The 20,777-nt window shown below is 68.7% G+C and carries 14 protein-coding genes; 11 read left to right on the forward strand and 3 right to left on the reverse strand.

The features are described from left to right. Window positions 1-197 precede the first annotated feature (197 nt). The 5 genes from ABIB29_RS11685 (at window position 198) to ABIB29_RS11705 (ending at window position 8,685) form a co-directional block, all read left to right on the forward strand. Window positions 198-851 (forward strand): peptidoglycan-binding protein, encoded by a 654-nt coding sequence (locus ABIB29_RS11685; protein ID WP_354172949.1) that lies wholly within the window; start codon window positions 198-200, stop codon window positions 849-851. A gap of 8 nt (window positions 852-859) precedes the next feature. Continuing rightward, on the forward strand, window positions 860-3,253 hold the full coding sequence (locus ABIB29_RS11690) for a hypothetical protein (protein ID WP_354172951.1): 2,394 nt from the start codon (window positions 860-862) through the stop codon (window positions 3,251-3,253). Window positions 3,254-3,449: 196 nt separating this feature from the next. Beyond that, the gene (locus ABIB29_RS11695; protein WP_354172953.1) at window positions 3,450-6,155 is read left to right on the forward strand and encodes a cation-translocating P-type ATPase; all 2,706 of its coding nucleotides are present in this window, start codon (window positions 3,450-3,452) and stop codon (window positions 6,153-6,155) included. Beyond that, window positions 6,152-7,066 (forward strand): ABC transporter ATP-binding protein, encoded by a 915-nt coding sequence (locus ABIB29_RS11700; protein ID WP_354172955.1) that lies wholly within the window; start codon window positions 6,152-6,154, stop codon window positions 7,064-7,066. The genes ABIB29_RS11695 and ABIB29_RS11700 overlap by 4 nt, the downstream gene beginning before the upstream one ends. After that, entirely contained in the window at window positions 7,066-8,685 is a 1,620-nt protein-coding gene (locus tag ABIB29_RS11705; protein WP_354172957.1) for an ABC transporter permease, read from the forward strand. Before ABIB29_RS11700 ends, ABIB29_RS11705 begins: the two co-directional genes overlap by 1 nt. Window positions 8,686-9,219: 534 nt before the next feature. Here ABIB29_RS11705 and ABIB29_RS11710 read toward each other — a convergent pair. After that, entirely contained in the window at window positions 9,220-11,139 is a 1,920-nt protein-coding gene (locus tag ABIB29_RS11710) for an FAD-binding monooxygenase (protein ID WP_354172959.1), read from the reverse strand. Window positions 11,140-11,376: 237 nt separating this feature from the next. Between ABIB29_RS11710 and ABIB29_RS11715 the strand changes: the two genes are divergently transcribed. From ABIB29_RS11715 to ABIB29_RS11740, 6 genes are all read left to right on the forward strand, one after another. Next, on the forward strand, window positions 11,377-12,936 hold the full coding sequence (locus ABIB29_RS11715) for a fumarylacetoacetate hydrolase family protein (RefSeq protein ID WP_354172960.1): 1,560 nt from the start codon (window positions 11,377-11,379) through the stop codon (window positions 12,934-12,936). After that, entirely contained in the window at window positions 12,929-13,633 is a 705-nt protein-coding gene (locus tag ABIB29_RS11720; RefSeq protein WP_354172962.1) for a GntR family transcriptional regulator, read from the forward strand. The genes ABIB29_RS11715 and ABIB29_RS11720 overlap by 8 nt, the downstream gene beginning before the upstream one ends. A 64-nt stretch (window positions 13,634-13,697) precedes the next feature. Then, complete coding sequence (gene hpaE / locus ABIB29_RS11725; RefSeq protein WP_354172964.1) at window positions 13,698-15,212, forward strand: 5-carboxymethyl-2-hydroxymuconate semialdehyde dehydrogenase; 1,515 nt, start codon at window positions 13,698-13,700, stop codon at window positions 15,210-15,212. 129 nt (window positions 15,213-15,341) lie between these two features. Beyond that, the gene (gene hpaD, locus ABIB29_RS11730; protein ID WP_354172966.1) at window positions 15,342-16,421 is read left to right on the forward strand and encodes a 3,4-dihydroxyphenylacetate 2,3-dioxygenase; all 1,080 of its coding nucleotides are present in this window, start codon (window positions 15,342-15,344) and stop codon (window positions 16,419-16,421) included. Window positions 16,422-16,423: 2 nt separating this feature from the next. Further along, entirely contained in the window at window positions 16,424-17,209 is a 786-nt protein-coding gene (gene hpaH / locus ABIB29_RS11735) for a 2-oxo-hept-4-ene-1,7-dioate hydratase (RefSeq protein WP_354172967.1), read from the forward strand. Continuing rightward, entirely contained in the window at window positions 17,194-18,012 is an 819-nt protein-coding gene (locus ABIB29_RS11740) for an HpcH/HpaI aldolase family protein (RefSeq protein WP_354172969.1), read from the forward strand. Before hpaH ends, ABIB29_RS11740 begins: the two co-directional genes overlap by 16 nt. Window positions 18,013-18,843: 831 nt before the next feature. On the opposite strand, the gene ABIB29_RS11745 is transcribed toward ABIB29_RS11740, so the two are convergent. Together ABIB29_RS11745 and ABIB29_RS11750 are read right to left on the reverse strand one after the other, a co-directional pair. Next, a complete protein-coding gene (locus ABIB29_RS11745) occupies window positions 18,844-19,416 on the reverse strand; it encodes a GNAT family N-acetyltransferase (protein ID WP_354172970.1) in 573 nt (190 codons plus the stop codon). Window positions 19,417-19,475: 59 nt separating this feature from the next. Continuing rightward, complete coding sequence (locus ABIB29_RS11750; RefSeq protein WP_354172972.1) at window positions 19,476-20,645, reverse strand: acetate kinase; 1,170 nt, start codon at window positions 20,643-20,645, stop codon at window positions 19,476-19,478. Window positions 20,646-20,777: the final 132 nt, after the last annotated feature.

Below are 20,777 nucleotides of genomic sequence, written 5' to 3' on the forward strand. Positions count from 1 at the left end.
ATCGGTTGCTCCGTAACGGCCCTTTTGGAGCCCTATAAGGGCCGTTACGGAGCAATCGATGCGCTTTGGGGCGGGGGTTTCGGGAGTCGCCTACCGGTTAAATGCTCATCATGCTTACTATTGACTCGCATGAGGCACGTCGGTCTGGAAACTGCTCACTGGGGGCAGCAGGAACCGTGCCGGAACTGGAGTTTTTCGTGAGCACTGAACAGGATTTGACCCCGCTGAGCGACGATGAGCTGATGGCGGAGGCAGGCACTGCGCTTCCGGACAAGGAAGTGGCCTCCATCCTGGACCTCAACGCGGACCTGGACCTCGGCCTCAACGCGGCCGCGCCGATCGACCTCGCCGTAGCGGCCAACGCCAACGTCGCGGCCCCGATCGATGCCGCCGCCTCGGCGAACATCCTGTCCTTCGGTTCGGACGCCCAGGCCCTCGCCGACCAGGGCGTCGTCATCAACCAGAACATCGAGGCGGACGCCACCGCCGACTCCACGCAGGACAGCACGATCGAGCAGGAATCCGGCAGCACCGACGGCAGCGACACCGGCGCAACCGACGTCACGGCCGAGGAAGGCGGGCTGCCCACCGACGTCGCCGGCGCCCTCGATTCCAACCTGCTCAACGTCAACGTGGACCTGGACGCCTCCGCCGACCTCGCCGCCCCGATCAACGGTGCCGTGGCCGCCAACGCCAACGTCGCTGCCCCGATCGACGCCGCCGTCGCCGCCAACATCGGCTCCATCGACAGCAACGCCTTCGCCGTGGCACAGCAGGACGCGATCATCAACCAGAACATCGAGGGCGAAGCCACGGCCACCGCCGACCAGCAGTCCGACCTCCGGCAGTAGTCCCCCGGATGAGTACAACGCACGGCGGGCCGTCCCTCACGGACGGCCCGCCGGTTTCCCCTGCGCCATCTTCCCTCGCGCCGGGGGCAGCTGCCGGTACCCTGCAGGTTCCGGTCCGGGCCGACGGGGTCCAACTCCTTGGCGAGACCCAGGGCTCCGGCTACCGCGAGGCGCCCTCCCTGGTCCGCCGCGCCGACGGCCAGACCCTGCAGCTCACCCGGCTGCTGTACCTGGTCCTCGAAGCGATGGATGGCACCCGCGGCGTCGAGGAAATCGCCAGCCACGCCAGCGCGGGGTTCGGCAGGCTGGTCAGCGCCGACAACGTCCGGACGCTGATCGACTCCCAGCTGCTGCCCCTGGGCCTGCTGCAGCTGGCCGACGGCTCCCAGCCCGAGGTCCGCAAGGCCGACCCGCTGCTCGGGATGAAGTTCCGCTACACCGTCACCGACCCGGAGCGCACCCGACGGATCACGGCCCCCTTCGCGGCGCTCTTCAACCCCTTCATCGTGGTCCTCGTGACCGCGGCCTTCCTCGCTGCCTGCTGGTGGGTGTTCATGGTCAAGGGCCTGGCCTCGGCCACGCACGAGGCCTTCGCCAACCCGGGCCTGGTGCTCCTGATCCTGGCCGTGACCGTGCTGTCCGCCGGGTTCCACGAGTTCGGGCACGCAGCGGCCGCCCGCCGCGGCGGCGCCACCCCGGGTGCCATGGGCACCGGCCTCTACCTGATCTGGCCCGCGTTCTTCACCGACGTCACCGACTCCTACCGGCTGGGCCGCGCCGGCCGCATCCGGACCGATCTGGGCGGGCTGTACTTCAACGCGATCGTCGCCGTCGCCATCATGGGGATCTGGTGGGCCACCGGGTTCGACGCGCTGCTGCTGGTGCTGGTGACCCAGGTGCTGCAGATGGTCCGGCAACTGCTGCCGCTGGTCCGATTCGACGGGTACCACATCCTCGCCGACGCCACCGGGGTCCCCGACCTGTTCCAGCGGATCAAGCCCACCCTCCTGAGCCTGTTGCCGTGGCGCCGGAAGGACCCGGAGGCGCAGGTCCTTAAGCCGTGGGCCCGCGCCGTGGTGACCGCCTGGGTGCTCATCACCGTGCCGCTGCTGCTGTTCAGCCTGGTGATGATGGTGCTGGCCCTGCCGCGGCTCCTGGGCACCGCGTGGGACAGCGGGCAAAAGCAGTACGCCATGTTCAACAGCAGCCTCGCCGGCGGGGACATCCTCGACGCCGCCGTGCGGATCCTGGCCATCGCCGCCGTCGCACTTCCGGTCCTGGGGATCTTCTACATCCTGTTCCGGCTGGGCCGGCAAGTTATTACAGCCCTGTGGCAGAAGGCCCGCGGCAAGGCACTCCAGCGCGGGACGACCCTCGCCGTGATTGCGGCCGTGACGGCCGGCCTCGCCTGGGCCTGGTGGCCGGGCGCCGAGAGCTACCGGCCGGTCCAGCCCTATGAGCGGGGCACCCTGGCCGACGCCACCACCGCGATCTTCCCGGCCGGTTCCACCACCGGTCTGCGGGAAGGCCGGGCCGGCCGGACCGTGGCGCTCTGGCCCGCCGGCGCGGAGAAGCCCACCCGGGAGGATCCGCAGCTCAGCATGGTCCTGGTCCCGCGCGACGCCGGAACCGCCTCCCCCGCCTGGGTCTTCCCCTTCGACCAGCCGGCCGCACCGGAGGAGGACGGCAACCAGTCACTCGCCGTCAACACCACGGACGGGTCCGTGGTCTACGACGTCGCCTTCGCCTTGGTCTGGGCGGACGACGGCGAGGACGTGACCACCCGCAACGAGGCCTATGCCTTTGCCAGCTGCACCGATTGCGCCGCCGTCGCGGTGGGCTTCCAGGTGGTGCTGATCGTGGGCCAGACCGACGTGATCATCCCGGAAAACCTCTCGGCCGCCGCGAACTACGACTGCGTGCGGTGCCTGACCTACGCCCTGGCGAGCCAGCTGGTCCTCACACTTGACGGGCCGCTGAGCGCCGACGGCATGACCCGGCTCAACGAACTCTGGCAGCAGATCGCGGAATACGGGCGGAACCTGCAGGACGTCCCGCTCTCGGAGATCCAGGGGCGCCTGGACGCGTTCAAGGCCCAGATCATGGAGGTCATCAAGTCCGACCCCAGTGCCACGCCGGGCGGTTCGCCGGGCACGGCTCCCGCCACGACGTGGAGCTCGCCGGGGGCGACCCCGGGGGCGACCCCTTCCGGCACTCCGGGCGCGACACCTTCGGCTACCACGGGGGCCACGCCTGGCGCCACGGGGACGGCGCCTGCGGCCACCTCCCCTGCCACGGCACCCGCGGCGCCGCAGCCCACGGAGTCCACGGGGACGGCCACCGCACCGTCGCCGGTCACGCCGTCGCCGGTCCCAACGGCGACGGCCCCGCCGGCGCCGTAGGCCGAAAGGCTCGGCCGTCGCCGCGGGTTTCCTGGCCGTGCTGATCGCTGGCTCGTGGAAGCCTCGAAGCCGGAGCGCAGGCCCCGTAGACTGACGGAAGGTGCGCCGGGAAGTCTGGTCGGCAGTCTATTTGTCGACTCAACTTTTAGGACTCCGCCGTGGCCCAGAAACTCCCCTCCGTCTGGAAAAACAGGCCATGACGTCGCAATCCACCGGAGCAAGCAGCACCGCCACGAAACCTGCGCTGTGGCACGCCCTTGCTTCCGATGACGTCTTTGCCCGGCTGTCGTCCGGGCCGGGCGGACTCAGCACCGCGGAGTCCGCCCGTCGACTGACCGACGCCGGTCCCAACGAGTTGAGCTTCGCCGGAGCCACCCCGTGGTGGCGGGTCGTGCTGCGCCAGTTCATCAGCCCGCTGATCGGGATCCTGCTGGCCGCCGCCGTGGTCACCCTGATCCAGCAACACTGGGTGGACTCGGTCGCGATCTTCCTGGTCCTCTCACTCAATGCTGCCCTGGGCTTCTTCCAGGAGCGCAAAGCAGAGGCCGACGTTCGGGCGCTCCAGTCGCTCTCCACCCCGTCGTGCCGGGTGCTGCGGGACGGCACCGAGCGGGTGGTGCCGGGGCGCGACGTCGTCCCCGGTGACGTGGTGCTGCTGGAGAGCGGTGAACGGGTGCCGGCCGATCTGCGGCTTTTCGAATCCAACGGCCTGCAGCTCGATGAGTCCATGCTCACCGGTGAGCCGTTCGCGGCCACCAAGCACACGGAACCGCTTCCGCCCGATACCGGCGACGCGGACCGGGCGAACATCGCGTTCAGCGGCACGTTCGTGGGCAGCGGCCGGGGCAAGGGCCTGGTCATTGCCACCGGTGCCGGCACTGCCCTCGGCGAAATCAACGCCCTCGTCCAGGGCCCGCCCGGCAAGTCGCCGCTGCAGGAGCTCACCCACAGCCTGGAACGGCGGATCGGCCTGATCATCCTCGCCGCCCTCGTTTTCATCTTCATCGCCGGGCTGGTGCTCGGCAATGACGTGTCCACCATGTTCCGCACGTCCGTCGGGCTTGCGGTGGCCACCATCCCTGAATCGCTGCCCATCGTCCTGACCGTCGCGCTCAGCCTCGGAGTTTCCCGGATGGCGAAACGCAACGCGATCATCCGGACCCTGCCCGCCGTCGAAACCCTGGGTTCCACCAACGTCATCGGCTCCGACAAAACAGGGACGCTGACCGAGAACCGGCTGACGGTGGAAAGAATCTGGACCACCGCCGGCCTGCTGGACATTACCGCCGGGACTGACGGGACTGACGGAGACCAAACATCGGACCCGGCACTCGTCAGGGCTGTCCTGCGGGCCGGTGCCCTGACCAACGAAGCGACGCTCTCCTCCGAGGACGAGGGCCTGGAATACTCCGGAGACGCCGTCGACGCGGCCATGGCCAAGACCGCTGTGGCCCGGAGCGCCGTCACAGAACGGGACCGCACCGCGGAGCCCCTGGCCCACCAGCCCTATGAACCCCACCTCCGGTATTCACAGACGGTCCACACCGATGCCCAGGGGCGGCGGACCCTGTACGTCAAAGGGTCCCCGGAAGCGGTAATGAACGCCGCCGGCACCATGGCCCGGGAGGATGGCGAAGTCCCCCTGGACCAGGCGCTGATCCACGCGGCCAACGAGGCGATGGGCCGGGACGGTCTGCGGGTCATCGCCACCGGGTCCCGGATCCTGGATCCTGGTGAAGAACTGCCCGCCCCCCTGCCTCCGCCGTCCGGACTCACGTTCCTGGGCATGGAAGGAATGACCGACCCGCCGCGGGCCGGAGTCGCCGATGCCATCGCCAGGTGCCGGCAGGCCGGGATCAAAGTCATGATGATCACCGGGGACCATCCGGTGACCGCGACGGCCATCGCCTGCCGGCTGGGCATGTCAACAGACAAACCCGCCCTGACCGGGTCTGAAATGGCGGACCTGGATGACCACATGCTTGCGGCACGCCTCGAGCAAACCAGCGTCGCGGCCCGGGTCTCGCCGGTAGAGAAGCTCCGGATTGTGCACGCGCTGCAGAGCGTCGGGAAGGTCGTTGCCGTCACCGGTGACGGCGTCAACGACGCTCCGGCACTCAAGGCAGCCGCGATCGGCGTCGCCATGGGAACATCCGGCACGGACGTCGCCCGGGAAGCAGCCGACGTCGTGCTCACCGACGACAACTTCGTCACGATCGTGCACGCCGTCGAAGAAGGCCGGGTCACCTTCGCCGCGATCCGCAAGACCACGTACTTCCTGCTCTCCACCGGGACCGGAGCCCTGGTGGCGGTGACGCTGAGCGTCTTCGCGGACACGCCCCTGCTGTTCCTGCCGGTCCAGATGCTGTGGATGAACGTGGTCACCAACGGCGTCCAGGACATCGCCCTGGCCTTCGAACCGGGCGAGGGCGATGAACTCAACCGCCCTCCCCGGCCCCCGTCCGACGGCATCCTCTCCCGCACCCTCTGGTTCCGGGCCGGAATCACCGGCGCCTGGATGGCCCTGGCCGTGATCCTGAGCTTCATCGCGGCCCTGCACGCCGGCTACCCTGAAATCCAGGCCCGGACCCTCGCGCTGACCATGTTCGTCATGCTGAGTTTCTTCCAGGTCTTCAGCTCCCGGGCCGAGAACAAATCCCTCTTCCAGCTCAGGCTGCTGGCGAACAAGCCGCTGCTCTACACCTCGCTGGCCGCCCTGGCCCTGCACTGGGCTGTCATGACCTGGCCCGTCTCCGCCGGCCTGCTGGAGCTCACACCGCTGACCGCGTGGGAATGGCTCCTGTGCGCCGCCGTCGGCTCGACGGTGCTGATCATCGTCGAGGCCGAGAAAGCCGCCCGGCGCTGGTCCCACCGCAACGATCCGAGCGGAGTACCCCGATGACTTCTGCAGCCGATCCAGTTATTGAAGCCACGGTGCTCGTGAAGACCTTTGGCCCGACGCGGGCCCTGGACGGCCTCGACCTCAGCGTCGCCGCGGGCGAGGTCCACGGGTTTCTGGGCCCCAACGGTGCCGGCAAATCAACCACCCTGCGGGTACTCCTGGGACTCATCCGCCCGACGTCGGGCACTGTCCGTGTCTTCGGACTGGATCCGTGGCGCAACCCGGTCGCTGTCCACCGGGACCTCGCCTACGTCCCGGGCGATGTGAGTCTGTGGCCGAACCTTTCCGGCGGCGAGGTCATTGATTTGCTGACGGGCCTGCGCGGCGGCGCGGATGAGCGGCTGCGCCGGACGCTCATCGAGGACTTTGAGTTTGACCCGAAGCGGAAGGCCCGGACGTATTCCAAGGGCAACCGGCAGAAGGCGGCGCTGATCGCCGCGTTCGCCCGCCCGGCCCGCCTGTATCTGCTGGACGAGCCGAGCGCCGGCCTGGATCCGGTGATGGACACCGTGTTCCGGAACCAGATCCGGCGGGTCCGCGACGACGGGGCGACCGTGCTGCTCTCCAGCCACATTCTCAGCGAGGTCGAGCAGCTCTGCGACCGGGTGACGATCATCCGTTCCGGCCGGGCCGTCGAAAAGGGAAGCCTGACCGACCTCCGGCATCTGAAGCGAACCCACTTCAGGATCGAGGGCGGAGCCGACCCCGTCAAGCTGGCGGCTATTCCGGGCGTGCAGGGCGTCCGCACCAACGGGACGGCCGTCGAATTCGACGCGGACGCCACGGACCTTGGACCCGTTCTCGCCGCCGTTGCCGCCGGCGGCGGCGTCAGCGGCCTGACCGTGTCCCCGCCGTCGCTGGAGTCGCTGTTCCTCCGTCACTACAGCGACCGGAACGGGCAGGCGCGCTGATGTCCGGCGTCGTGCGGCTGGCACTGGCCCAGGCGCGCCGGGACCGGGTACTCCTTCCGGTCTGGATCCTGGGCATAGCACTGCTGGGGTTCGTCACGGCAACGGCCGTGGCCACGGAATTCGGTGAAGAAGCCGAGCGCGCGGCCATCATCGGCGTCGCGACGGTCAACCCGGCGTTCCTGTTTCTGCGGGGCCTGCCGGACGGGGCCGGCATCGGAGCGGTGGTGTTCTTTCAGGGCTACGCGTTCACGGCCGTGCTCGCGGGACTGATGAGTACCTTTCTGGTCATCCGGCATACCCGGGCCGATGAAGAACTCGGGCGCGAAGAACTTCTCGGGTCAGTTCCGCTCCCGCGCGCCGCGACCCTGGCTGCGACGCTTCTGCTGGGTGCGGCCGCGAACCTGGTGCTGGCCGTGTGTGTGGCCGCGGGCTTCGCTGCCGCCGGGCTGCCCGGCGCCGGAGCGGTCACTGCCGGCGCCGCCGTGGGTGCTGTCGGGGTTTTCTTTGCCGCCGTCGCCGCGGCAGTCGCCCAGGTCATGCCCTCGGGACGCAGCGCGAACGGTGCAGCCGCAGGCCTGGTCGGCGCCGCCTATCTTCTCCGCGGCATCGGCGACGCCTTCGGCACTCCGAGTGCCGATCTGACCCAGGTCACGAGCGGCTGGGCCTCGCTGTTCTCGCCGATCGGCTGGGGCCAGCGCTCCCGGCCGTTTTCAACCGCCGACCCCGTGCCGCTGCTGGTTATGGCAGGGGCGGCCGCCGTCCTGGCCTGTGCCGTCTTAGTGGTCAGGAGCCGCCGGGATCTGGGCGGGAGCCTGCTGCCCGAGCGTACCGGCCGGGAGCGCGCCGGTGCCGGCGGGACATCGTTCCTGGGCCTGGCCTGGCGGCTTCAGCTGCCCACGCTGATCGGATGGTGCATCGGCGCCGCCGTCCTGGGAGCCCTCGCGGGTGGCCTCGGGCCCGTGGTGACTGATGCGGTGGCCGGGAACGAGTCGCTGAAGGAACTCATCGGCCGGCTCGTCCCGGGCAGCCGGGCCGAAATCATCGACGTGTTCACCACTGCGCTGCTGGGCATCGCCGGAGTCTTCGCTGCAGCCGCGGGTGTCCAGGCGGTGCTGCGGCTCCGCGCGGAGGAGGTCGAGGGCAGGGCCGAGCTCCTCCTGGCCGTCCCGATGTCCCGGGCGCGCTGGCTCAGCGCGAACCTCGTCCTTGCCGCCGCCTCGGTGGCCGTCGTGGCCGCCGTCGCAGGAACCACAGCCACCATCGGACTGGCCCTCTCCGGCACGGGCAGCCCTCCGGAGGCGCTGTTGATCGGTGCCGCCCTGGCGCATGTCCCCGCAGCCACTGTGTTCCTCTCGGCAACCGCAATCGTCTTCGCGGCAGCACCCCGCCTGAGCATTCCCCTGGGCTGGGGCCTGCTGGCCGCCGGCCTGATCCTGGGCCAGTTCGGGGAATTGCTGCGCCTGCCGCTCTGGATCCAGGACCTGAGCCCGTTCCGCCACTCCGCGGCCATGCCAGTTGAACCGTTCGACCCAGCGGCAGCCCTGGCCTTGACCGCCGTCGCGCTGCTGGGGGCTGGAATCGCTTCATACTTGATCCGGCGTCGTGACCTTACCGGCTGACGCGGCCTCGTCCCGGACGCTCCGGCCCAGTTACCTGGTGCCGCACCCCGCTTCTGCCCCATTGGACCGTGGAAATCCGTGGGCGCGGGGCGGTGCGGGCGGAAGTAACTGGGCGGGAGCGTCGCACCTCTGCTGGTAGGGCGCCCGAGGACGACTTCCCGCCGTCTACGCTCGTCCTGCGCTGCGGTTCCGGGCTGGCGACGCGCAAACGGTCCAGCGCTACGGGTATATCGCAGCGCTGGGCCGGTTGCGCGTCATGGGCCGTTTACCGCAGCTTAAATAGCTGCGGAGAGGACTGGGACGCAAGTTTCGGGTGCGGAGCACTGGGCATGCTCCGCGGCGGGAGTCGCGTTCGCCCCTGCTCCCCGGGTGGCGACGCTCCTGCCCGGTTACCTCGTACCGCACCCCGCTCCTGCCGCGCAGAACCGCGAAATTCCGCGGGCGCGGGGCGGTGCGGTGGGAAGTAACTGGGCTGGAGCGCCGCAACACCGCCGGAGGGCTGCAGTTCAGCCGCCCTCCGGCCGGGATTGGTGCTTAGCCCGCGTGGTCCTGGAGCTCGGGGGCGCGCTTGCCGGCCCGCAGCAGGGGCGCGAAGAACTCGCCGAGCTCCGCCGTCGCCGTCAGGGGCAGGACGTTGGCCACGTACTGGTCCGGGCGGACCACCACCACGACGCCGCCGCGGTCCAGGCCACGCAGTTCGAAGATGTCCGCCTTCGGATCCGTGGCGTAGACCTTCTCGTAGTCCGTGAGCTGGAACGGACCCACCTGGGGCTTGAACACGGCCGGCACGGCGCCGATGTCGATGCTCGTGTGGTCCTGCTGGTAGATCACCTTTAGGTCGAACCACGCGTCGCGGTCGGCCCCCTCGGGGGTTGCGGCGAGCGGCGAGTCCGGCGCGGTCGCTATCCAGTCGGCGAAGTCCGCGACCGGCGACGCAGTGCCTGCTGCTGCCGTGTCGGCAAAAACGTAGATCCGCCACCGGCCGTCCGCCGTGGCGTGGTGGCCCAGGTGCATCGGGTTGGTGTCGCAGACCCGCACCAGGGGCGCGGACTTGAAGCGTTTGCCGACCGGGAAACCGGTGGCCAGGTCCTGGTGGGTGGCCTCGCCGATGAGCATCGACGGGGTGTACTGGGTCATGAATCCGGCGGGGAACTCGGCGGTGCTCACGTAGAAGTCCTCGAGTTCGGAGGGGCTCTTGAACTCCTCGGGCTTCTTCGCCATGAGGGTGGACCACTCCTTGTCGAAGTCGATGAGGTTCTTCGCGATGACCTGGCGCTCGGCTGAGTAGGTGGACAGCAGGCTCTCCGGGCTGCGGCCCTCCAGCACGTGCCCGAGCTTCCAGCCCAGGTTGAAGCCGTCCTGCATGGAGACGTTCATGCCCTGGCCGGCCTTGGCGCTGTGCGTGTGGCACGCGTCGCCGGTGATGAACACCCGCGGCGTGCGGGTGCCCTGCTGCTCCGGCAGGACGTCGTCGAACCGGTCCGTGAGGCGGTGCGCGACCTCGTACACGCTGTTCCAGGCGACATTGCGGACGTCGAGTGTGTAGGGGTGGAGGATCTCGTTGGCCTGGGCGATGATCTGCTCGATGGTGGTACTGCGCACGGCGCCCTTGTCCTCCTTGTCCACCTCGCCGAGATCGACGTACATGCGGAAGAGGTAGCCGCCTTCGCGCGGGATCAGCAGGATGCTGCCGCCGCTGCCGGACTGGATGGCGCACTTCGTGCGGATGTCCGGGAAGTCCGTGACGGCGAGGACGTCCATAACGCCCCAGGCGTGGTTGGCCTGGTCGCCCGCGAGGGTGCAGCCGATCGAGTCCCGCACCTTGCTCTTGGCGCCGTCCGCACCGACGACGTATTTCGCCCGTACGATGCGCTCCTGGCCCGCGTCGGGGCCGGCGGTGCGGACGAGGGTGACGGTGACGGGGTACTCCGCCGCGTCGTCGACCGTAAGGCCCCGGAACTCGAAGCCGTAGTCCGGGGACATGCGGGTGGGCGCGTTCGCCATGAACTCGCCGAAGTAGTCCAGGACGCGGGCCTGGTTGACGATGAGGTGCGGGAACTCGCTGATGCCCGTGGTGTCGTCCACGGCGCGGGCGCCACGGACAATCCGGGACGGATCCGCGGGGTCCGGCTTCCAGAACGCCATCTCGGTGATGCGGTACGCCTCCGCGATGATCCGCTCCGCGAAGCCGAAGGCCTGGAAGGTCTCGACGCTCCGGGCCTGGATGCCGTCGGCCTGGCCGATGGGGAGCCGGCCGCCGCGGCGCTCCACGATCCGGGTGGTGATCCCCGGGAACTGGGACAGCTGCGCGGCCGTGACAACGCCCGCAGGGCCGGTGCCCACAATGAGCACGTCGACCTCGTCGGGAAGTTCTGTGGGCCGGTCGATGCCGACGCCGGCGGCGGGCTGGACTCGCGGGTCACCGGATACGTAACCGTGGTGGTGGAACTGCACGGGCTTTCCTCACTTCGTTGTGTGGGACGTCGCTGCGTGGGGGCTCTCACCGCCAGTGCGTGTTCGATAATAGAACAGGACGTTCGATATTAGAATTTTTGTCTCCACTCGAAACTGTACGCAGATATGACGCGGGTTACAAGTGTCCGGGAATCCCCCCGGAATTGGGGGTTGACGATCCGCCGTTCCTGGGCAATAGTCTTCGTATACGATTTCGTACTCGATGAGGAGTCATTCTTGGAACAGGTCACCGACCACACCCTGGCAGCGGCCCGCAAAGTCATCGCGGTGCATATCAACTACCCCAGCCGGGCAGCCCAGCGCGGCCGGACCCCCGAGCAGCCCTCGTACTTCCTGAAGCCATCCTCGTCCCTGGCCCTCAGCGGTTCAACCGTGGAACGTCCGGCCGGCTGCGAACTCCTCGGCTACGAAGGCGAAATCGCGCTGATCATCGGCAAGCCCGCCCGCCGCGTGGGCATCGAGGACGCCTGGAACCACGTCGAGTGGGTCACGGCCAGCAACGACCTCGGCGTCTACGACCTCCGCTACGCCGACAAGGGCTCCAACCTCCGCTCCAAGGGCGGCGACGGCTTCACCCCTGTGGGCCCGGGACTGATCGCCGCGGACGCCGTGGACCCCTCCGGCCTGCGGATCCGCACCTGGCACAACGGCGAGCTGGTCCAGGACGACACCACCGGGGACCTCCTCTTCCCCTTCGCCCGCCTGGTTGCCGACCTGTCCCAGCTGCTCACCCTCGAGGAGGGCGACATCATCCTCACCGGCACCCCCGCCGGGGCGTCCGTGGCCAAGCCGGGCGACGTCGTCGAGGTCGAAGTCAGCACCGCTGGGCTCAGCACTGAGAGTACGACGGCGGGTGGCACCGGGTCCGGCGTCCTCACCACCGGCCGGCTGGTCACCCTGGTTGCGGAAGGTATGACGCCGTTCGGTGACTTCGGTGCGCAGCCCAAGACCGATGACCTGCAGCGGGAGGAGGCCTACGGCTCCCGTGCGGCCGCCGGGCTCGCGGCCGGGGCCTCCGCCGCCGTCGGACATGTCCCGTCGGCAGAGGCGCCCGCCGCCGCCGTCGGGCATGTCCTCTCGCCTGCGCTGAAGGCGAAACTGGAGAGCGTCTGCACCGCCACCCTGTCCTCCCAGCTGCGCAAGCGCGGCCTGAACAACGTGAGCATCGACGGCCTCACCTCCACGCGTCCGGACCGGCGGATCGTGGGCCTGGCCCGGACGCTGCGCTACGTGCCCAACCGCGAGGACCTCTTCAAAACCCACGGCGGCGGCTTCAACGCCCAGAAGAAGGCCATCGATTCGGTCAACGAGGGCGAGATCCTGGTGATGGAGGCGCGCGGCGAAAAGGGCACGGGCACCATCGGCGACATCCTGGCACTGCGCGCCCAGGTCCGCGGCGCCGCGGCCGTCATCACCGACGGCGGCGTCCGGGACTTCTCCGCCGTGGCCGCGATGGACATGCCCACCTACTACGCCAACCCGCACCCCGCCGTGCTGGGGCGCCGGCACATCCCGTGGGACACGGACATCACGATCGCCTGCGGCGGCACCACCGTACAGCCCGGGGACATCATCGTGGCCGACGCGGACGGCATCCTGGTGATCCCGCCGTCGCTGGCCGAGGAGCTCGCGGACGATTCCATCGCCCAGGAGCGCGAGGAGGTCTTCATCGCCGAGATGGTGCAGCAGGGCCACAGCGTGGACGGCCTGTACCCGCTCAACGCCGAATGGCGGGCCCGCTACGAGAACTGGGAAGCCGGGAAAGTCAATGAATGACACAGCAACTTCCGCCGCCACTCCCGCTGCCGCGCACACCGCCAGCAAGTCCGAGCAGGCCTATGCGGCCGTCAAGGCCCGGATTGTAGACGGGAGCTACTCCCCCGGCTACCGGCTGGTGCTGGCGAAGATCGCCGAGGACCTGGGCGTCAGTGTGGTGCCGGTCCGCGAGGCCATCCGCCGGCTCGAAGCCGAAGGCCTGGTGAAGTTCGAACGGAACGTCGGCGCCACCGTCGCCGGGATCGACCCCACCGAGTACCTCTACACGATGCAGACCCTCAGCATCGTCGAGGGCGCCGCCACGGCCCTGTCCGCTCCCCTGATCGGGCCGGCTGACGTGGCCCGGGCCCGGTCCGTCAACGCTGAGATGCGCGAATGCCTGGAGCACTTCGACCCCGTCCGGTTCACCCGGCTGAACCAGGACTTCCACAGCATCCTGTTCGAGCACTGCCCCAACCCGCACATCCTGGACCTGGTCCACCGGGGCTGGAACCGGCTGGCGTCGCTGCGGTCCTCCACGTTCCGCTTTGTCCCCCGCCGCGCACACGAATCGGTGGACGAACACGAGGCACTGCTCCGGCTCATCGAGACCGCGGCCGACGCCGACGTGATCGAAAAAGCCGCCCGCCTCCACCGCTCCGCCACCCTGGACGCCTACCTCGCCCAAAGCAACGCGGGGTCACATAGCGCCCATTAAGGCCCCCAACATGGGCCGCAAGTGACCCCGCGTTGCCATTATCAGTTCAGCAAGGAAGATAACAATGACGTTTACTGCTCCGGTTGCCACCACCCACTACATTCCGCAGGACCTGACCACCCACATCCAGCACTACATCAACGGCGAATTCGTTGATTCCGTCAGCGGCAAGACCTTCGATGTGCTGGACCCGGTCTCCAATACCAATTACGCCACCGCGGCGGCCGGGCAGAAAGAGGACATCGACCTCGCCGTCGCCGCCGCCCGCGAAGCGTTCGTCAACGGCCCGTGGCCGAAGATGAAGCCGCGGGAACGCGCCCGCATCCTGAACAAGATCGCCGACGCCGTCGAAGCCCAGGAGGCACGTCTCGCCGAGCTCGAGACCTTCGACACCGGCCTGCCGATCACCCAGGCCAAGGGCCAGGCGCTGCGGGCGGCGGAGAACTTCCGCTTCTTCGCGGACCTCATCGTGGCGCAGTTCGACGACGCCATGAAGGTCCCCGGCGCGCAGATCAACTACGTGAACCGCAAGCCGATCGGCGTCGCCGGCCTCATCACGCCCTGGAATACGCCGTTCATGCTGGAGTCCTGGAAGCTGGCCCCGGCGCTGGCCACCGGCAACACCGTGGTCCTCAAGCCCGCCGAGTTCACGCCGCTCTCCGCCTCGCTCTGGGCGCAGATCTTCAAGGACGCCGGCCTGCCCGACGGTGTGTTCAACCTGGTCAACGGCCTCGGCGAGGAAGCCGGCGATGCCCTGGTCAAACACCCTGACGTCCCGCTGATCTCCTTCACCGGCGAGACCACCACCGGGCAGACCATCTTCCGCAACGCCGCGGAGAACCTCAAAGGCCTGTCCATGGAGCTCGGCGGCAAATCACCGTGCGTCGTGTTCGCCGACGCCGACATCGACGCCGCAATCGATTCGGCCCTGTTCGGGGTCTTCTCGCTCAACGGCGAACGCTGCACCGCCGGGTCCCGGATCCTGGTGGAGCGCGCCGTGTACGAGGAATTCTGCGACAAGTATGCCGCCCGCGCGAAGAACATCGTCGTCGGCGACCCGCACGACCCGAAGACCGAGGTCGGCGCCCTGGTGCACCCGGAGCACTACGCCAAGGTGGCCTCCTATGTGGAGATCGGCAAGTCCGAGGGCCGGCTGCTCGCCGGCGGCGGCCGCCCGGACCACCTCCCGGAGGGCAACTACATCGCGCCCACCGTGTTCGCCGACGTCGCACCGGACGCGCGGATCTTCCAGGAGGAGATCTTCGGCCCGGTGGTCGCCATCACCCCGTTCGACAGCGACGACGAGGCCCTCGCCCTGGCGAACAACACGAAGTACGGCCTGGCCGCTTACATCTGGACCCAGAACCTGACCCGGGCGCACAACTTCTCGCAGAACGTCGAAGCCGGCATGGTCTGGCTCAACAGCCACAACGTCCGCGACCTCCGCACACCGTTCGGCGGGGTCAAGTCCTCCGGGCTGGGCCACGAGGGCGGTTACCGCTCGATCGACTTCTACACCGACCAGCAGGCCGTCCACATCACCCTCGGCACCGTCCACACCCCCAAATTCGGCGCCTAACCCCGATGCGCTATCACTTACGGTCCCTTCGAGGCCCTGAAGGCAACCACAACTGAAAGCGCAACCGGGTAAGCCGCCCGCCGTCGTCGTACATCAACCACTGCCCCTCCTCAACGAAGAGAGAATCCCATGAGCAACGTCATCCCCAAGCCCTCCGTCCCGGCACCGGACATCGTCCGCTGCGCGTACATGGAAATCGTGGTCACCGACCTGGCCAAGTCCCGCGAGTTCTACGTTGACCTCCTCGGCCTGCACGTTACCGAGGAGGACGAGAACAACATCTACCTGCGCTCCCTGGAGGAGTTCATCCACCACAACCTGGTGCTGCGCAAGGGCCCCATCGCAGCGGTTGCCGCCTTCGCCTACCGGGTGAAGTCCCCCGCCGAGGTCGACGCCGCCGAGGCCTACTACAAGGAACTCGGCTGCCGCACGGAACGCCGGGCGGACGGCTTCACCAAGGGGATCGGCGACTCCGTCCGCGTGGAGGACCCGCTGGGCTTCCCCTACGAGTTCTTCTACGACGTGGAGCACGTCGAACGCCTCACCCAGCGCTACGACCTCTACTCCGCCGGCGAACTGGTCCGGCTGGACCACTTCAACCAGGTCACCCCGGACGTCCCGCGCGGCAGGAAGTACCTCGAGGACCTCGGCTTCCGCGTGTCCGAAGACATCCAGGATTCCGACGGCGTCTCCTACGCCGTCTGGATGCACCGCAAGCAGACCGTGCACGACACCGCCCTGACCGGCGGCAACGGTCCGCGGATGCACCACGTCGCGTTCGCCACGCACGAGAAGCACAACATCATCCAGATCTGCGACAAGATGGGCGCCCTGCGGATCTCCGACCGGATCGAACGCGGCCCCGGCCGGCACGGTGTCTCCAACGCCTTCTACCTGTACATCCTGGACCCGGACGGCCACCGTATCGAGATCTACACCCAGGACTACTACACGGGCGACCCGGACAACCCCACCATCACCTGGGACGTCCACGACAACCAGCGCCGCGACTGGTGGGGCAACCCCGTGGTCCCGTCCTGGTACACCGAGGCCTCCCTGGTCCTGGACCTCGACGGCAACCCGCAGCCCGTCGTCGTGCGCGAGGAAAAGAGCGAAATGGCCGTGACGGTGGGCGCCGACGGGTTCTCCTACACCCGCAAGGACGCCGACGCTGCGGCCGAGGGGTTCAAGCTCGGGGCGCAGCTGTAGCCATGCTGGACGCCAAGACGATTGAGGCCATCGCCGATGAGCTGCTGGAGGCCGGCCGCAGCCGGACTCCGGTCCCGTTGCTGACCGCCCGCTATCCGGGGATGACGGTCGAGGACTCCTATGCCGTCCAGCAGCTGTGGCGGCGCCGCAACGAGGACGCGGGACGGAAGCTGGTGGGCCGCAAGATCGGCCTCACGTCCAAGGCGATGCAGGCCGCCACCGGCATCACCGAGCCGGACTACGGCGCCATCTTCGATGACATGGTGCTGGAGACGGGCTGTTCCGTGGCATGGGACCAGTACAGCCACCCGCGTGTGGAGGTCGAGCTGGCGTTCGTGCTGAAAAAGGACCTCACCGGCCCGGGCTGCACCATCTTCGACGTCCTCAACGCCACGGACTACGTCATTCCGGCCCTGGAGATCCTGGACTCCCGGATCGAAATGGAGGGCCGGACCATCGTGGACACCATCTCGGACAACGCCGCGATGGGGGCCATGGTGGTCGGCGGCAACCCGGTCCGCCCGGATGCCGTGGACCTGCGCTGGGTCTCGGCCATCCTCTACAAGAACCAGACCGTGGAGGAAACCGGCGTCGCCGCCGGCGTCCTGGACCACCCCGCCAACGGCGTCCACTGGCTGGCCAACAAAATCGCCGCCCACGGGGACGGAATGAAGGCCGGCGACATCATCCTCGCCGGTTCCTTCACCCGGCCCCTCTGGGTGTACAAGGGTGATACCGTCCACGCCGACTACGGACCCCTGGGAGTTGTGACATGCCGCTTCGAGTAGAACCCGCCCCCACGTTCCGGGACGCCCTGCGCAACCAAACCGGCGCTGCGGGCCGCCCGCTGGCCGGGATGTGGGTCTGCTCCGGCAGCCCCCTGGTGGCCGAACTCTGCGCCGGCTCCGGCCTGGACTGGCTGCTGGTGGACGCCGAGCACAGCCCCAACGGACTCGAATCCATCCTGGCCCAGCTGCAGGCCATCAACGGCTACCCGGTCCACACCCTGGTCCGGCCGCCGGTGAACGACACCGTGGTGATCAAGCAGTACCTGGACCTGGGCGTGCAGAACCTGCTGATCCCCATGGTGAATTCGGCGGCCGAGGCGGAGGCCGCCGTGGCCGCCACCCGGTACCCGCCGCACGGCGTGCGGGGCGTCGGTTCCGCCCTGGCCCGCGCGGCACGGTGGAACCGGGTTCCCGACTACCTTGCCCGGGCCTCCGAGACCATCAGCGTCACGGTCCAGATCGAGTCCACGGCGGCTGTCGACGCGGTGGACTCGATCCTCGCGGTCGACGGCGTGGACGGCATCTTCCTGGGGCCTTCGGACCTCGCCGCCTCGATGGGGCTGCTCGGCCAGCAGGAACATCCCCAGGTGCGCACCGCCGTCGAACACTGCCTGGCCGCCGCCACTGCGGCCGGCAAACCCGCCGGGGTGAACGCCTTCAACCCCGCCACCGCGCACCACTACCTGGCCGCCGGCGCCTCGTTTATCCTGGTGGGCGCCGACGTGGCGCTGCTGGCCCGCGGCTCCGAGGCACTCGCCGCGGACTTCATCCGGCCCGACGGCGGCTCCCCCGCGAGCTACTGACCCGCGCCTGCACCGGTTCGCCACGGATGGCCGCGATGGGACGTCCCATGGCGGCCATTCGTGTCAGATGGGTGTTTGGGCGGGCCGACGCTCGTCATCAATTCGCCACAAGTGGCCGCTATCCCGAGCCGGTTAGCGGCCATTCGTGTCAGATGGGCGCACCGGCGCGCAGCATGGCGGCCATTCGTGTCAGATGGGTGCACCAGTGCGGACGTGCTGGCCGACGCTCGTCATCAATTCGCCACAAGTGGCCGCTATCCCGGGCCATTTAGCGGCCATTCGTGTCAGATGGGTGTTTGGGCGGGCCGACGCTCGTCATCAATTCGCCACAAGTGGCCGCTATCCCGGGCCGGTTAGCGGCCATTCGTGTCAGATGGGCGGCCCGGCGCGCAGCATAGCGGCCATTCGTGTCAGATGGGCGCACCAGTGCGGACGTGCTGGCCGGCTCGTCATCAATTCGCCACAAGTGGCCGCTATCCCGAGCCATTTAGCGGCCATTCGTGTCAGATCGGTGGCCCGGCGCGCAGCATGGCGGCCATTCGTGTCAGATGGGTGTTTGGGCGGGCCGACGCTCGTCATCAATTCGCCACGAGTGGCCGCTATCCCGAGCCGGTTAGCGGCCATTCGTGTCAGATGGGCGCACCGGCGCGCAGCATGGCGGCCATTCGTGTCAGATGGGCGCCCCGGCGCGCACCATGGCGGCCATTCGTGTCAGATGGGTGCACCAGTGCGGACGTGCTGGCCGACGCTCGTCATCAATTCGCCACGAGTGGCCGCTATCCCGAGCCGGTTAGCGGCCATTCGTGTCAATCCGGTGAGTCCGGCGCGCTTCTAACCCGCGTGCCGGGCCTTCCATTCGTGCTCGAGGATGGCGTAGACAACTTCGGTGGCCCACTGATCCTTGTAGTGCCATTTGTCCACCTGGGTGGATTCCAGCCGCATGCCGAGGCGTTCGCACAGCGCCGCGGAGGCCGTGTTCAGGGCATCGAGCTTGGCCTCGATCCGGTGGAAGCGGAGTTCCCCGAAGCCCAGTTGCAGCAGTGCGCCGGCGGCCTCGGTCGCGATGCCTTTGCCGCGGGCTTCCGGGGCGAGGCTCCAGCCGATCTCGGCCTGGCCGCAGCCCGGCAGCCACTTCAGCACCACCTCGCCGAGCAGCCCGGGTGAGTCCGCGGCCTCGATGGCCAGGCAGATCCAGTCGCCCTCCTTCTCGAAGACGAAGTTGGCGTACTTGCCCACGGACTCCATGGATTTCGTGTAGCTCTTCGCCTCCCCGGGCAGGAACCGGGCGGTCTCGGGCAACGAATGGTAGGCGTGGTACGCGTCCAGGTCCCCGGCCTCGAACCGGCGCAGCACCAGGCGTTCGGTCCGGAGGGGCAGGTGAAGAGGGAGCTTGGGTTCCGTCATGCCCCAACGCTACCCATCGACTGCTCCGCAGGCACCCTTATGAGCCGCCAAAAGGGCCGTTACGGAGCAACCGATGAGTGGCTGACGACGCCGGCCGTGGCCTCGGCGATCGCGCGTTCCTCGTCGGTGGGCACCACGAGCACCGGGATGGCCGAGGACGCCGAGGAGATCACGCGGGGCTCCTTGGACCGCTCGCGGTTCAGGCCGTCGTCGAGCTGCACGCCCAGGGCGCCCAGCCGCTCCGCCACAAGCGCGCGGAACTGGTGCGAGTTCTCCCCGATCCCGGCCGTGAAGACGAGGGCCTTCGCCCCGCCGACGGCCACGTGGTAGCCGCCGATGTACTTCGCGAGCCGGTAGGAGGCGACAGCGAGCGCCATGGCCGCCCGGGCGTCGCCGGCTTCCGCGGCTTCCACCACGGAGCGCATGTCGTTGTTGCCGGCCAGGCCCTTGAGCCCGGACTGGCGGTTGAGCATGGCATCGAGGTCCTCCGGGGACCAGCCGGCCCGGCCGAGGAAGACGAGGATGGACGGGTCCAGGTCCCCGGAGCGGGTGCCCATCACGAGGCCCTCCAGCGGGGTGAAACCCATCGAGGTGTCCACGGACTGGCCGCCGCGGATCGCTGTGACCGAGGCCCCGTTGCCCAGGTGGGCGATGACGGCGTCGAACTCGTCCAGCGGCACATCCAGCAGCGCCGCCGCCCGGTTAGCGACGTATTCGTGCGAGGTGCCGTGGAAGCCGTAGCGGCGGATCCCGTGGTTGGCGTAGAGCTCCTCCGGCACCGCGTAGCGCCAGGCGTGCTCCGGCAGGGTGCGGTGGAAGGCGGTGTCGAACACGGCGACCTGCGGCATGTCCGGCCACTTCTTCGAGATCGCGCGGATGCCGAGCACGTTCGCGGGGTTGTGCAGGGGCGCCAGCGGGTTGAGCCGCTCGATCGCGCGGGTGATCTCGTTGTTGATCAGGACCGGCTCAGCGAAGCGCTCCCCGCCGTGCACCACCCGGTGCCCGACGGCGTCGAGCACCCGGTTGCCCAGGGCCGCGTGGATCTCGGCGTCGACCTGCTCCAGCGCCTCGGCGTGGTCGCGGGGGCCCTCGATCTCGCCGTCGCCCTCGCCGCCGGTGCCCATGCCGATCTTCTCGACCAGCCCTTCGGCGAGCACACTGCCGGCTTCGACGTCGCGGACCTGGTACTTGAGCGAGGACGAGCCTGAGTTGATAACGAGCACGAGCATGGGGCCTCCTACGCCTTGGCTTCTGCGCTGCCCCCTAGGGGCGCGTCGGGACGGGCAACACGGCGGAGCCTGGCGGAGCACTCCAGTGGAACCACTATAAATTGCCGGACTGTCTCTTGCCGGACGGGCGGA

Origin of the sequence: Arthrobacter sp. UYEF36 (assembly GCF_040547025.1) — a bacterium.
Classification (GTDB): domain Bacteria; phylum Actinomycetota; class Actinomycetes; order Actinomycetales; family Micrococcaceae; genus Arthrobacter.

Coding starts and splice junctions, on each gene's coding strand:
- ABIB29_RS11720 (WP_354172962.1), top strand. CDS start 12,929: ATGAATGACACAGCAACTTCCGCCGCCACTCCCGCTGCCGCGCACACC.
- ABIB29_RS11700 (WP_354172955.1), top strand. CDS start 6,152: ATGACTTCTGCAGCCGATCCAGTTATTGAAGCCACGGTGCTCGTGAAG.
- ABIB29_RS11740 (WP_354172969.1), top strand. CDS start 17,194: ATGCCGCTTCGAGTAGAACCCGCCCCCACGTTCCGGGACGCCCTGCGC.
- ABIB29_RS11750 (WP_354172972.1), bottom strand. CDS start 20,645: ATGCTCGTGCTCGTTATCAACTCAGGCTCGTCCTCGCTCAAGTACCAG.
- hpaH (WP_354172967.1), top strand. CDS start 16,424: ATGCTGGACGCCAAGACGATTGAGGCCATCGCCGATGAGCTGCTGGAG.
- ABIB29_RS11745 (WP_354172970.1), bottom strand. CDS start 19,416: ATGACGGAACCCAAGCTCCCTCTTCACCTGCCCCTCCGGACCGAACGC.
- hpaE (WP_354172964.1), top strand. CDS start 13,698: ATGACGTTTACTGCTCCGGTTGCCACCACCCACTACATTCCGCAGGAC.
- ABIB29_RS11705 (WP_354172957.1), top strand. CDS start 7,066: ATGTCCGGCGTCGTGCGGCTGGCACTGGCCCAGGCGCGCCGGGACCGG.
- ABIB29_RS11690 (WP_354172951.1), top strand. CDS start 860: ATGAGTACAACGCACGGCGGGCCGTCCCTCACGGACGGCCCGCCGGTT.
- ABIB29_RS11695 (WP_354172953.1), top strand. CDS start 3,450: ATGACGTCGCAATCCACCGGAGCAAGCAGCACCGCCACGAAACCTGCG.
- hpaD (WP_354172966.1), top strand. CDS start 15,342: ATGAGCAACGTCATCCCCAAGCCCTCCGTCCCGGCACCGGACATCGTC.